This window comes from Nocardioides sp. LML1-1-1.1 (assembly GCF_040676175.1).
Classification (GTDB): Bacteria; Actinomycetota; Actinomycetes; order Propionibacteriales; family Nocardioidaceae; genus Nocardioides.
Genome location: NZ_JBEGHK010000006.1, coordinates 169,501 through 182,273 on the forward strand (window position 1 = coordinate 169,501; position 12,773 = coordinate 182,273).

The 12,773-nt window shown below is 74.0% G+C and carries 13 protein-coding genes; 8 read left to right on the plus strand and 5 right to left on the minus strand.

Annotated features, from left to right (window positions below; all coding sequences use genetic code 11):
* Positions 1-20: 20 nt before the first annotated feature.
* Entirely contained in the window at positions 21-254 is a 234-nt protein-coding gene (locus tag MRBLML1_RS19985) for a hypothetical protein (protein WP_364519317.1), read from the minus strand.
* Positions 255-337: 83 nt separating this feature from the next.
* Between MRBLML1_RS19985 and MRBLML1_RS19990 the strand changes: the two genes are divergently transcribed.
* Complete coding sequence (locus MRBLML1_RS19990; RefSeq protein WP_364519319.1) at positions 338-604, plus strand: DUF4229 domain-containing protein; 267 nt, start codon at positions 338-340, stop codon at positions 602-604.
* Positions 605-610: 6 nt separating this feature from the next.
* Here MRBLML1_RS19990 and MRBLML1_RS19995 read toward each other — a convergent pair whose 3' ends face one another.
* Genes MRBLML1_RS19995 through MRBLML1_RS20005 form a run of 3 tightly spaced genes read right to left on the minus strand, consistent with a single transcriptional unit; the run spans position 611 to position 4,101 of the window.
* On the minus strand, positions 611-1,495 hold the full coding sequence (locus MRBLML1_RS19995) for a 1,4-dihydroxy-2-naphthoate polyprenyltransferase (protein ID WP_364519320.1): 885 nt from the start codon (positions 1,493-1,495) through the stop codon (positions 611-613).
* A 10-nt stretch (positions 1,496-1,505) separates the two neighbouring features.
* On the minus strand, positions 1,506-2,780 hold the full coding sequence (locus MRBLML1_RS20000) for an MFS transporter (RefSeq protein ID WP_364519322.1): 1,275 nt from the start codon (positions 2,778-2,780) through the stop codon (positions 1,506-1,508).
* 10 nt (positions 2,781-2,790) lie between these two features.
* Positions 2,791-4,101, minus strand: a complete 1,311-nt coding sequence (locus MRBLML1_RS20005; RefSeq protein WP_364519324.1) for an MFS transporter — start codon at positions 4,099-4,101, stop codon at positions 2,791-2,793.
* An 82-nt stretch (positions 4,102-4,183) separates the two neighbouring features.
* On the opposite strand from MRBLML1_RS20005, the gene MRBLML1_RS20010 reads away from it, so the two are divergent.
* From MRBLML1_RS20010 to MRBLML1_RS20035, 6 genes are read left to right on the plus strand one after another with little or no spacing between them, the layout of a single operon-like run.
* Positions 4,184-5,194, plus strand: a complete 1,011-nt coding sequence (locus MRBLML1_RS20010) for an AMP-binding protein (protein WP_364519326.1) — start codon at positions 4,184-4,186, stop codon at positions 5,192-5,194.
* Positions 5,191-6,141 carry an o-succinylbenzoate synthase gene (locus MRBLML1_RS20015; RefSeq protein ID WP_364519328.1) on the plus strand — a complete coding sequence of 317 codons (951 nt, stop codon included), beginning with the start codon at positions 5,191-5,193 and terminating at the stop codon, positions 6,139-6,141. Before MRBLML1_RS20010 ends, MRBLML1_RS20015 begins: the two co-directional genes overlap by 4 nt.
* Complete coding sequence (gene menD / locus MRBLML1_RS20020) at positions 6,138-7,745, plus strand: 2-succinyl-5-enolpyruvyl-6-hydroxy-3-cyclohexene-1-carboxylic-acid synthase (RefSeq protein ID WP_364519330.1); 1,608 nt, start codon at positions 6,138-6,140, stop codon at positions 7,743-7,745. The genes MRBLML1_RS20015 and menD overlap by 4 nt, the downstream gene beginning before the upstream one ends.
* 5 nt (positions 7,746-7,750) lie before the next feature.
* Positions 7,751-9,634 (plus strand): Na+/H+ antiporter, encoded by a 1,884-nt coding sequence (locus MRBLML1_RS20025; protein WP_364519332.1) that lies wholly within the window; start codon positions 7,751-7,753, stop codon positions 9,632-9,634.
* Between the two features lie 46 nt (positions 9,635-9,680).
* On the plus strand, positions 9,681-10,319 hold the full coding sequence (locus MRBLML1_RS20030; protein ID WP_364519334.1) for an MBL fold metallo-hydrolase: 639 nt from the start codon (positions 9,681-9,683) through the stop codon (positions 10,317-10,319).
* Between the two features lie 42 nt (positions 10,320-10,361).
* The gene (locus MRBLML1_RS20035) at positions 10,362-11,024 is read left to right on the plus strand and encodes a hypothetical protein (RefSeq protein ID WP_364519336.1); all 663 of its coding nucleotides are present in this window, start codon (positions 10,362-10,364) and stop codon (positions 11,022-11,024) included.
* Between the two features lie 3 nt (positions 11,025-11,027).
* Here the strand turns inward: MRBLML1_RS20035 and MRBLML1_RS20040 are convergent, their stop codons facing one another.
* Positions 11,028-12,017: a L,D-transpeptidase family protein gene (locus MRBLML1_RS20040; RefSeq protein WP_364519338.1), complete on the minus strand. Its 990-nt coding sequence runs from the start codon at positions 12,015-12,017 to the stop codon at positions 11,028-11,030.
* A gap of 64 nt (positions 12,018-12,081) precedes the next feature.
* Between MRBLML1_RS20040 and MRBLML1_RS20045 the strand changes: the two genes are divergently transcribed.
* Positions 12,082-12,771, plus strand: a complete 690-nt coding sequence (locus MRBLML1_RS20045) for a demethylmenaquinone methyltransferase (RefSeq protein WP_364519340.1) — start codon at positions 12,082-12,084, stop codon at positions 12,769-12,771.
* The last annotated feature ends 2 nt before the right edge of the window (positions 12,772-12,773 follow it).

The following is a 12,773-nucleotide window of genomic DNA, read 5'->3' on the forward strand; positions in this document are numbered from 1 at the left end:
GCCCGGCCGGCTCGGGCCGGTCAGGCGTCGGGCTGGTCCGGCGGGTTCTTGCCGCGCCGCTCCTGCTGCCGGCGCCGCCACTCCAGGTCGCGCAGGAAGGTCTCGTCGTCGTCCGGCGCGACCGGCCGGCTCGGCGGCTGCGGGCGCGAGGGGCGCCGCGGGACCTGCTGGCCGCCGTACCCGCGGTCCTGCAGCCAGCGCACCGCCAGGTAGGTGATGGCCGCGAAGAGGATCACGACGAGCAACAGCTTCACACCTCAAGAGTAGGGCCGTGGTGGTCGCCGTGGGGGCGGTCCCCGGGGGTCGCCCCCGCGAGCGGCCCGCATACCCTGGTCCGGTGAAGGAGTTCTGGATCTACACCGCCCTGCGCGTCGGCATGTTCGTCGGCGCCTTCTGCATCGTGTTCGGGGTGTGGTTCCTCGTCGCCGACTCGGTCAACATGCTGCTCGTCGTGGTGGTCGCGTTCCTGGTCAGCGGCGTCGCGTCGTACCTCCTGCTGGAGCGGCAGCGCAACGCCTTCGCGGTGAAGGTCGAGGACCGCGCCGGCCGCATCTCCGAGCGGTACGAGGAGATGCGCGCCAAGGAGGACGACCCCGAGGACTGAGCCGGCTCAGGCCAGCACGAGCCCGAGGCCGGTCAGCACCGCCCAGACCAGCTCGGCGACCCCGGTCCGCTGCAGCACCGGGATCAGCGCCGGGCCGCGGGCGCCACCGAGCACGATCCGCGCACCCGCACCGGCGGGGACCAGGAAGCCCAGGCCGAGCAGGGCCCACCACGAGGTGAGCGCCGCCAGGGCGAGGACCGCGGCGGCCGACGACGCGACGAGCACCGCGTAGAACAGCCGGGTACGACGGTCGCCGAGCCGCACCGCAAGGGTGATCTTGCCCGCGACCTCGTCGGTGGGGATGTCGCGCAGGTTGTTGGCGACCAGGATCGCGCAGGCGAGCGCGCCGACGCCGGCGCCGGCGACGACGGAGGCCCAGCCGATCCGGCCCCAGGCCTCGGTCTGCACCCAGGTGGTGCCGACGGTGGCGACCAGGCCGAAGAAGACGAAGACCATCACCTCGCCGAGGCCGAGGTAGCCGTAGGGCTTCGAGCCACCGGTGTAGTACCAGGCGGCGAGCACGCTGACGGCGCCGACGGCGACCAGCCACCAGGCGCCGGTGGCGACGGTCAGTGCGAGACCGGCGAGCGCGGCGACGCCGAAGGAGGCGAACGCCGCGCGCTTGACCGCGGCGGGGCTGGCGAGGCCGGAGCCGACGAGGCGCAGCGGTCCGACCCGCTCGTCGTCGGTGCCGCGGATCCCGTCGGAGTAGTCGTTGGCGTAGTTGACGCCGACCTGCAGGGCCAGGCTCACCACGAGCGCGAGCAGGGCCTTCCACCACACCGCCTCGTCGGCGTACGCCGCCACGGCGGTGCCGGCGAGCACGGGTGCGACCGCGGCGGGCAGGGTGCGCAGTCGGGCGCCGGCGATCCAGTGGGCAGGGGTGGCCATAGCCGTCGATTCAAGCAGGCTGCGCGCTCTCGGCGCCCACCCGGGTCAGGTACCGCTCGGCGCTGCGTGCGGCCGGGTGGATCGCGACCGCGGCGAGCGCCACGATCGCGGCGATCACGAGCCAGCCCTGGGCGCCCCACTCCATCGCCAGGAAGGTGTACGCGGCGGGTGCCCACACCGAGCCGAGGGTGTAGCCGAGCTGGGTGACGCCCTGGTACTCCCCGCGCCGGGCGGGGTCGGAGAGCTCGGCCTGCAGGCCCCAGTCGCCCGCCGAGCCGAACAGCTCGGCGCCGGTCACGGTGACGTGGCCGACCCAGACCAGCACGATCGTCACCCAGCCGACGGTGTCGTGGGTGACCAGCACGATCCCGCAGGAGAGCACGAAGAAGAGCGCGCCCCGGCGCTGGGCGCGCAGCGAGTCGGCGACCGTGGTGATGCCGCGGGCGGCGGCGACCTGGAGCAGCACCGCCATCACGGTGTTGGTGCCGAACAGCCAGGCCAGCAGCACCCGCGGGGCGTCGGTCTCCTCGACCAGCCACAGCGGGATCACCACGTTGAGGAGCACCTGGTGGGTGTTCAGCACGCCGCTGCAGATCGACATCGCGACGTACCCGCGGTTGCGCAGGGCGCTCTCCTTCGCCCCGGCCTCCTCCAGCACCTGCTCCAGCGGCGCCTCCTCGGTGTGGTGGATCGCGCGGGGCAGGCGGGCCACGAGGACGGCGTTGAGCAGCAGCAGGGCGGCGGTGACGAGGGGGACGGCGCGGATCACGTCGTCGCTGTTGGTCGCCAGCGCGACGCCCGCGAGCAGGGCCCCGAGGGTGTAGCCGACGTTGCGGGCGGCGCGGAAGTAGGCGTTGGAGGAGACCCGCTCCGCGCGCGGGAAGATGTCGAACCGGTAGGCGTTGCGGGCGGCGCGGCTGGCCGTCGAGACGGTCTCCAGCACGATCATCATCGCGATGAAGGTCGCGATCCCGCCGACGGCCAGCCAGGCGAGGTAGAGCAGTGCCTCGACGAGCGAGGCCAGCGCCCAGACCGTGCGGGCGCCGTAGCGGTCGCTGAGCTTGCCGAGCGGTACGGCGAGCAGGAAGGTCACCACACCGGCGACGGTGAGGCCCAGGCCGACCTGGGCGGCGCTCAGCCCGACGACCTGGGTGAAGAACACCGCGCTGCCGGTGAGGAAGACGCCGTCCCCGAACGCGGAGAGCACCGACTGGGTCGAGAGCCGGCGGACCAGGGGAGTGGGGCCGGCGAGGCGTGCGAGCCGCTCGGGAATGTATCTCGACATCAAGATAATTCTACGCCCCGGCAGCGGCTCCTGTCGAACGATTTTCCGCGGCGGTGCTCGTGGCCCGCTCCTCCGCGGCGTCCTGGTGCTCCTGGTCCTCCTCGGTGACCGGGAAGTGCTGGTCGCGGAAGCGCACGGCCAGGCGCAGCGACGGCCCGGTCAGCACCGCCGCACCGGCGACGATCGCCCCGATGACCAACCAGCCCACCCCGCCTCCCTTCATGGCGAGCACGGTGAACAACGCCGGCGCCCACATCGAGCCCATCGCCCGGGTGACCGCGGCGACGCCCTGGTACTCCCCGCGCCGGCGCGGGTCCATCAGCTCGCTCTGGAAGGCCCAGCTCGCACCCGACATCGTCAGCTCGGCCGCGGTGACCGCGACGTGGCCGAGCCAGACCAGCAGGACGGTCACCAGGCCGACCGTGGAGTGCGTGGTCCAGGTGAGCAGGCAGGACGCCACGAAGAAGCCGCTGGAGAGCCACACGTAGCGCAGCCCGCCGGGCAGGTCGCGCGCCCCCTTCGAGGTGTACGCCGGCAGCAGGATGCACAGCACCGTGTTGGTGCCGTAGAGCCAGGCCAGCAGCACGTGCGGGGCGTCGGTGGCCGTGACCAGCCACAGCGGGATCACCACGTGCAGCAGGGTCTGGTTGGTCCACAACACCCCGAGGCAGAAGGTCAGCAGGACCCAGCCGCGGTTGCGCAGCGGACCGGGGCCCGGTGGTCGCACACGGGCCTCGCCACTGGCCACCCGCAGGTCGTGGGGTGCGGCCGGCAGCCCGGCGATCCGCACCGCGCTGAGGATCGTCAGCGCGGCCGCGAACACCGGCGACCAGCGGATGACGTCCAGGTCCCCGGTCGCCAGCGCGAGGCCGCCGACGATGGCGCCGAGCGTGAAGCCGAGGTTGACCGCGGAGTAGAGGTGGGCCTGCGTCTCGACCCGGCTCTCCGGCGGCAGCACGTCGACGACGTAGGCCCGGAAGCCGGACTGGGCCGCGGAGCTGAAGGCGGCGAAGATCGTGCCGACCAGCAGGTAGGCCCCGAAGGAACCGACGAACGGCAGCGCGAGGAAGCAGGCGCCGCGCACCGCCATGCTCACCGCCCACACCCGCCGGGGGCCGAGCCGGTCGACGACACGTCCGGCGGGATAGGCGAGCAGGAACTCCGCGACGTTGACGAGCGTCAGCGCCAGGCCCACCCGGCTCGCCGACATGCCGACCACCTGGGTGAGGAAGACGGCGCTGCCCGTGTTGAACGCGCCCTCGCCGGTGGTGAACGTGATGGTCTGCGCCGCGAGCCGTCGCCCGAGCCGTGTCGGCGGCACCAGCCGTCGCCACAACTTCTGAGATTCCGCCCGATCGGTCCTCATCGCCGGCCATTGTCCACCAAGGACTAGATTCTGTCTCGTGCGAGTGTGGGCGGTCCCCGGTTCCGCCGTCGACGTCGTGGCCGGCGCGCGCGCCTGGCTCGACGCTCCCGAGGACGTCCCGCTGCTCGTCACGACCTCCGGGTCCACCGGCGCGCCCAAGCGGGTGCTGCTGCCCCGCGCGGCCGTGCTGGCCTCGATCCGCGCGTCCGCGGCCCGGCTCGGCGCGAGCGGACCGTGGGTGCTCGCCCTCCCGCCGTCGTACGTCGCGGGGGTGCAGGTGGTGCTCCGCTCGCTCGTCGCCGGGCACGAGCCGGCGCTGCTGGAGCGCGACGGGTGGCCGGCCGGCGAGGGCTGGTTCACCTCGCTCGTGCCGACCCAGCTGACCCGGCTGCTCGACTCCGCGGAGGACGTCGCCGCGCTGCGCCGGGCCCACACCGTGCTGCTCGGCGGTGGCCCGGTCGGCGCCCGTCTGCGCGAGCGGGCCGAGCACGCAGGGGTGCACGTGGTCGCGACGTACGGCTCGGCGGAGACCGCGGGCGGGTGCGTCTACGACGGCGTGCCGCTCGACGGGGTGGCGGTCGCGCTCGGCGAGGGCGGTCGGGTGCGGATCGCCGGGCCCACCCTCTTCGCCGGCTACGACGGCGCCCCCGAGCTCACCGCGGAGGTGCTCGTGGACGGCTGGTTCCTCACCTCCGACGCCGGTCGCCTCGACGAGGACGGCCGGCTGGCGCTGATCGGGCGGCTCGACGACGTCGTCGTCAGCGGCGGGCTGAACGTGCCCGGCCCGGCCGTCGCGGAGCGGCTGCGCGGGCACCCGGCGGTCGCCGCGGCGGAGGTGCTCGGCGTACCGGACGCCGAGTGGGGCAACCGGGTCGTCGCCTTCGTGGAGCTGTCCGCTCCGGTCGACGTCGAGACGCTGCGCGACTGGGTGGCCGCCGAGCACCCGCGCGCCTGGGCCCCGCGCCAGGTCGTGGTCCTGGACGCGATCCCGCTGCTGGCCAACGGCAAGCCGGACCGTCAGGCGTTGCGGGCGGAGGCCCTGCGGTGAGGGTCCTGTCGATCCCGATGCGCACCCGCTTCCGCGGGATCACGGTGCGCGAGGTGGCGCTGCTCGACGGGCCCGGTGGGTGGGGGGAGTGGAGCCCGTTCCTGGAGTACCCGCCCGAGGTCGCCGAGCCCTGGCTGCGCTGCGCCGAGGAGGCGCTCGCCGGTGACTGGCCGGAGCCGGTGCGCACGTCCGTGCCGGTCAACGTCACCGTCCCCGCGGTCGGCCCCGAGCGGGCTGCGGAGATCGTCCGAGCCGGTGGCTGCCGCACCGCCAAGGTCAAGGTCGCCGAGCCCGGCCAGTCGCTCGCCGACGACCGCGACCGGGTCGCGGCGGTGCGCGCCGCGCTGGGTGCGGGCGGCCACGTCCGGGTCGACGCCAACGGCGGCTGGTCGGTCGAGGACGCGGTCGCCGCGATCGTGGCGCTGGACCGGGCGGCCGGGGGGCTGGAGTACGTCGAGCAGCCCACCGCGGCCGTCGAGGACCTGGCTCGGGTGCGCCGTCGCGTGGACGTGCCGATCGCGGCGGACGAGTCGATCCGCCGGGCCGAGGACCCCTACCGGGTGCGGGACCTGGAGGCGGCCGACATCGCCGTGCTCAAGGTGCAGCCGCTCGGCGGCGTGCGTGCCTGCTTGGAGATCGCCGAGCGGATCGGCCTGCCGGTGGTGGTGTCCTCCGCCCTGGAGACCTCGGTCGGGATCGCCGCCGGGGTCGCCCTCGCCGCCGCGCTGCCGGCGCTGCCCCACGCCTGCGGGCTGGCGACCGTCCAGCTGCTCACCGCCGACGTCGCGAGCGCGCCGCTGCTACCCGTCGACGGGGCCCTACCCGTGAGCCGCCCCGTCGTCGACCTCGCGGAGGTGGGCCGGCTGGCGGCCCCGCCCGACCGGGTCGCGCACTGGACGGCCCGGCTCGCTGCCGTACGCGCGGTGCGGGAGGATCGTCGGTCATGACCGCCGCCGACCTCGCCGCCGCCTGCCTGACCTGGCTCCGGCGCGCCGGCGTGAGCGAGGTCGTCGTCGCCCCCGGCTCCCGCAACGCCCCGCTGCTGCTGGCGCTGTGGGCCGCGGAGCAGGCGGGCGGGCCGCGCCTGCACACCCGGATCGACGAGCGCACGGCCGGCTTCCTCGCCCTCGGGCTGACCAAGTCCGGCGCCCGGGCCGCCGTCGTCACCACCTCCGGCACCGCCATCGCCAACCTCCACCCCGCCGTCCTCGAGGCCGCCCACGCCGGCATCCCGCTCGTCGTGCTCTCCGCCGACCGCCCGGCCCGGCTGCGCGGCACCGGCGCCAACCAGACCACCGACCAGGTCGGCATCTTCAGCCCCTTCGTGTCGACGTACGACCTCGCCTCGGAGGCCGACCTGCTCGCCGTGAGCCCCGACGCCGAGGGCCCGTTGCACCTCAACCTCCAGCTCGACGCGCCCCTGGTCCCCGAGGCTCCGCCGGGGGTAGTCCCTGACGAAAAGCACGCTTTCGGGGTCGAAATCAGTGCTTTTCGTCAGGGACTACCCCCGCGAGAGCTCGCCCCAGGACCCCGGACCGTCGTGGTCGCGGGCGACGACGCCGGCCCCCGGGCGCGGCAGCTCGCCGAGGCGGCGGGCTGGCCGCTGCTGGCCGAGCCGAGCAGCGGGGCGCGCACGGGGGAGCACGCGCTGCGGACCTACCGGCTGCTGCTCGGCACCGACCTCGGCGCCCGGGTCGAGCGGGTGGTCGTGCTGGGCCGGCCCACCCTGTCCCGCCCGGTGACCCGCCTGCTGGAGCGCGACGACGTGGAGGTGCTGGTCGTCCCCGGCCCCGGCGTGTGGCCGCCCGCGCCCCCGGGCTCGACCGCGATCGGCGCGCCGCGCTGGGCCGGCGACGCACCGGACGACCCGGCCTGGCTGGACGCCTGGCGTGACGCTGACCGGGCGCTGGCCCGCCGGGTCGACCGGCTGCTCGCGGACCAGCCCACCCTCACGCCGTACGACGTCGCACGGGCCACGCACGCCGCCCTCCCCGCCGGCGGCCTGCTCGTCGTGGGCGCCTCCAGCCCGATCCGGGACCTGGACCTGGTGGCGCGCCCGACCCCGGTCGGGAGCCGGCGCAAGGTGATCGCCAACCGCGGCCTGGCCGGGATCGACGGCACGGTCAGCACCGCGATCGGCGCCGCGCTGGGCCGCCGCGACTCCACGCGGAGCCTCGCGCTGATGGGCGACCTGACGTTCCTGCACGACCAGACCGCGCTCGCGCTCGGTCCCGACGAGCCGCGCCCGGACCTGACCATCGTGGTCCCCAACGACGACGGCGGCGCGATCTTCTCGATGCTGGAGCAGGGCGCGCCGGCCCACGCGGCGTCCTTCGAACGCCTCTTCGGCACCCCGCACGGCACCGACCTCGCGAGCCTGTGCGCGGCCCACCGCGTGCCCCACCTCAGGGTCACCTCGCGCCCCGAGCTGGAGCAGGCGCTGGCCTCCCCGAACGGCGGGATCGAGGTCGTCGAGGCGGTCGTCGACCGCACCGGCCGCCGCGAGCTGGACGCCGCGATCCGCGCCCTCGCCACCGATCCCGGACAATAGCCACCGTGGAGATCGCCTTCCTGCTCGTGGCCATCGCGGTCGTCGTCCTGACGGTCACCGCCCTGTCGGAGCGGGTCGACGTCCCCGCGCCGCTGACGCTGGTGGTGGTCGGCGTCGCGGCGTCGTACGTCCCCGGGGTGCCGGAGCTGCGTCTCGAGCCCGAGATGGTGCTGCTCGGCCTGCTCCCACCGCTGCTCTACTCCGCGGCCGTCAACACCTCGCTCGTCGACTTCAACGCCAACCGCGGACCGATCCTCCTGCTCTCGGTGGGCCTGGTCGCGTTCACGACCCTCGGCGTCGGCGTGGTGGTCAAGCTCGTCATCCCCGACCTGCACTGGGCGCTCGCGATCGCGATCGGTGCGGTCGTCGCGCCGCCCGACGCGGTCGCCGCGACCGCGATCGGCCGCCGGATCGGCCTGCCCCGGCGGGTGGTCACGATCCTGGAGGGCGAGTCCCTCCTCAACGACGCCAGCGCGCTGGTGGCGCTGCGCACCGCCGTCGCCGCCCTCGGTACGACGGTCGTCGCGTGGGAGGTCGGCCTCGACTTCGTGATCGCCGCCGGCGGTGGTGCGGCGATCGGCGGCGTCGTGTTCGTGGTCGTCGGCTTCATCCGCAAGAAGGTCACCGACCCGCTGCTCGACACCGCGATCTCGCTGGTGATCCCGTTCGCGTCGTACATCGTGGCGGAGGAGATCCACGCCTCCGGCGTGGTCGCCGTCGTGGTCGCCGGCCTGCTGCTCGGCCACGTCGCGCCGATCCTGCAGAGCGCGCAGTCGCGGATCGCAGAGCGGACCAACTGGCGCACGATCGCCTACGTCCTGGAGAACACCGTCTTCCTGCTCATCGGCCTGCAGGCCGACTGGCTGCTGGCGGAGGTCGGCGACAGCGAGTACGGCGCCTCGACCATCGCCCTCGCGTGCGGCGCCGCGCTGCTGACCTGTGTCGTGCTGCGCATGGTGTGGGTGTTCGCGGCCAGTGGCCTGCTGCTGCGCCGGGGGCCGGAGGCCCGCACGGGGGAGCCGATGCCGATGCTGTGGCGCAGCTCGTTCCTCATCGGCTGGGCGGGCATGCGCGGCGTGGTCACCCTGGCGGCGGCGTTCACCGTGCCGGAGGACACCGCGCACCGCGAGGTGCTGCTGATCATCGCCTTCGCCGTGGTGGCCGGCACCCTGCTCGGCCAGGGCCTCACCCTGCCGGCGCTGGCGCGGCGGCTGAAGGTGCCCGGGCCGGACCCGCAGGACGACGCCCTGGCCCGCGCGACCCTGCTGCAGCAGGCGGCCAAGGCCGGCATCAAGCGGCTCGACGAGCTGGCTGCCGAGGACGACGACCCGCTGCGGGTGCGGGACCTGATCATCCAGCGCATCGAGCAGCGCAACTTCGCCGCCTGGGAGCGGCTCGGCACGACCGCCGACCTGGAGAGCCCGAGCGACCTGTACGCCCGCTGGCGTGGGGAGATGATCGAGAAGGAGCGCCGCCGGGTCCTGGAGATCCGCTCCACGGGCAAGGTGCCCTCGGAGATCGTCAGCGAGGTGCTGGCCATGCTCGACGTCGAGGAGTCGATGCTCGACGCCGCGGTCGCACAGCGCGCCGAGCTGCGCACGGCGGTCGCCAGCCGGCCGCTCGCGGGTGGTTGCGAGGACCTGCTGTCGACGCCGCTGGCGGGCTCGCCCGCCGTACCGTCGGTGCTGGCGTGTGCTGCCTGCCTCGCCGACGGCGAGCAGTGGGTCGCGCTGCGGATGTGCCTGACCTGTGGGCACGTCGCGTGCTGCGACTCCTCGCCCGGCCGCCACGCCACCGCCCACTTCCGCGAGACCCAGCACCCCGTCATGCGTTCGGTGGAGCCGGGCGAGGACTGGCGCTGGTGCTTCGTGCACCACCAGACCGGCTGACCCGGGACGGCTGGGGCAGGCTCCGGCGCCCGGCTACGGTGGGGCCATGCGCCTGACGAAGTTCGGCCACGCCGCCGTCCGGATCGAGCACGACGGCACCACCGTGGCCCTCGACCCCGGCATGTGGAGCGAGCGGGAGTCGGTCGAGGGGGTGGACGCGGTGCTGGTCACGCACGAGCACCCCGACCACTACGACGCCGACAAGCTGCGTGCCACGGACGCCCCGATCTACACGATCGCCGCCGTCGCCGCGCAGATCCGCGAGTCCGCGCCGGACGTCGCCGAGCGGGTCACCGTCGTCGCGCCCGACCAGACCTGGACCGTCGGCGGCATCGGCGTGCGTGCCATCGGCGAGCTGCACGCGGTGATCCACCCCGACCTGCCGCGCTTCCACAACAGCGGCTACGTGCTCACCCTCGGCGAGCAGTCGGTCTTCCACCCGGGCGACGCGCTGACCGTGCCTGGCGTGCCGGTCGACGTGCTGCTCACCCCGGTCTGCGCGCCGTGGATGCGGCTCAGCGAGGGCATCGACTTCGCCCGCAGCGTCGGCGCGGCCCGCAACGTCGCCATCCACGACCGGGTCTACTCCGAGGCCGGGCTCGGGATCGTCGACGCCCAGTTCGGCCGGCTGCTCGGCGCGCGCGACCTCGACTACGTCCGGCTGGCCGACGGGACCGACCTGTAGCCCCCTCGGGGATCTCTCAGGTGGACGCGGCATGATGGCGGGATGCCGATCGCACGCTCCACCCTGGCCGGTGCCACCACCGGCGTCGTCCTGCTCGCCGCCGCCGTCGGGTTCGGCGTCGGCCTGCCGAAGGTCGTCGACGAGCCGGCCGCAGCGGCCGGCTCCCTGCCGACGCTGCCGGACAAGCTCGACGACCGGTTCGTGGCGCTGTCGAACGTGACCGCCGAGCAGGTCGGGATGGACACCCCGGAGGGCGCCCCGCAGTTCAAGACCGCCATCGCGAAGATCAAGGCGTCCGAGAAGGAGGCGTCGGCCTACTTCACCAAGGAGTACGGCGCCGCCCGCGTCCGGGGCTACATCGCCATCCCGCCGCCGGGGAGCCAGACCGGCTCCGCCCAGATGGCCGTGACGATCGCGCCGGGTGCCCCCGGCCTGCTCAACCCGCAGGGTCCCTTCATGACCGACGAGGTCGGTGCGCACTACCAGCTCAAGGACGTGCAGGGGAAGCGCTGCTCGGTGACCTGGCGCGACGCGACCGACCCGGCCACCGGCATGCCGACCGGCCAGGCCCCGACGGCTGAGAGCTACGTCGTGCAGTGCCGCACGGAGAGCAAGGGCCTGACCTACGACATCTTCAGCAACGGGCTCACCCCGGACGAGGTGGCGGGCTACCTCGACAAGGTCATCGACCTCACCGACTCCTGAGCCTCAGCTCCAGTAGACGACGACCTTGTCGCCGATGGCGACCTGGTCGAAGAGCCACGCCACCGCGTCCTTGTCACGCACGTTGACGCAGCCGTGCGAGGCGCCGTTGTAGCCGCGGGCCGCGAAGTCCGAGGAGTAGTGCACGGCCTGGCCGCGGGAGAAGAACATCGCGTACGGCATGGGCGTGTGGTAGATCGACGAGACGTGGTCGCGGCTCTTGCGCTCGATCGCGAAGACCCCCTCCCGGGTCGGCATCTCGGAGGAGCCGAAGCGCACGTCCACGGTCTTGCGGACGGTGCCGTCGACCACCCAGCGCAACGTGCGGCTCGACTTGTCGATGCACAGCACGCGGCCGGTCGTGCAGCGCGCGTCCAACGGGCCGGGGGTGTTGCCCCCGCCGCCCGGCGGCGGCTGGTTGGTCAGCTCGCCCGGGGTGGGCTCGCGGGTCATCTGGTGCAGCAGGTCGAGGGTGCGCTGGTCGACGGCGCCGGTGACCGCGATGCCGCGCTTGGCCTGGAAGCCGCGCACCGCCTCGGTCGTGACGTCGCCGTAGTGGTCGGTCACGTCCCCGCTGAACCAGGCGATCTGCTTGAGCCGCGCCTGCAGCTCGCGGACCTCGGCGCCCTCGTCGCCGGGGGAGAGCAACGCCGGACCGGCCGACGGGGTGGGCTTCTCGCTCGGCGTCGGACGGGGCGTCCGGCTCGGGGTCCCGCCGGGGGTCTCGCTGGGCGTCCCGTCGGTCTCGTCCGGCTCGTCGCTCGGCTCCTGCGTCGGGCTCGGCGTCCCGCCGTCCGACGGGGCCGGCGTCGGCTCCTGGGTGCTCGGGCGCGGAGCCGGCCGGTCCTGGCGCGGGGCCGCGTCCGTGGTCGAGTGGTCCCACGGGAGCGACTCGCCGCGCACGGCCCAGCCGACGCCGTACGCCAGCACGGAGAGGAGCGCCGCGACCACGGTCACGAGCGTGATGCGGCGAGCGAGCCGCGCCTTGGTGTTCATGTCTGCATAGACGCCGTGGACGGCCGGTTGGTTGCGAACGATTTTGCGCCGATAGGCTGCCGCGGTGGCCCGCGCAGAGCTCGACAAGCAGCCCGCCGACGTCCGACGCATGTTCGATGCGGTGGCGCGGCGGTACGACCTGACCAACGACATCCTGTCGTTCGGGCAGGACCGGCGCTGGCGCAAGGAGGTGCTGACCGCCGTCGACCCGTCGTACGGGGACACGGTGCTCGACCTCGCCGCCGGCACCGGTACGTCGAGCCAGCCCTTCCGCGACGCCGGTGCCACCGTCATCCCGTGCGACTTCTCCGTCGGCATGCTGCAGGTCGGCAAGAAGCAGCTGCCGCACCTGCCCTTCACCGCCGGTGACGGCACCAAGCTGCCCTTCCGCGACGCCACCTTCGACGCCGTGACCATCTCGTTCGGGCTGCGCAACATCGTCGACCCGCTCGCCGGCCTGGCCGAGATGCGGCGGGTCACCAAGCCCGGTGGCCGGCTGGTCGTGTGCGAGTTCAGCCACCCGACCTGGGCGCCGTGGCGCACCGTCTACATCGAGTACCTCATGAAGGCGCTGCCCGCCGTGGCCCGCGCCGTCTCCTCAGCGCCCGACGCCTACGTCTACCTCGCCGAGTCGATCCGGGCCTGGCCCGACCAGGCGGGGCTCGCCGCGCTGATCGGGGAGGCCGGCTGGACCGGCGCCGAGTGGCACAACCTCTCCGGCGGCATCGTCACCCTGCACCGGGCCACCGCCTGAGG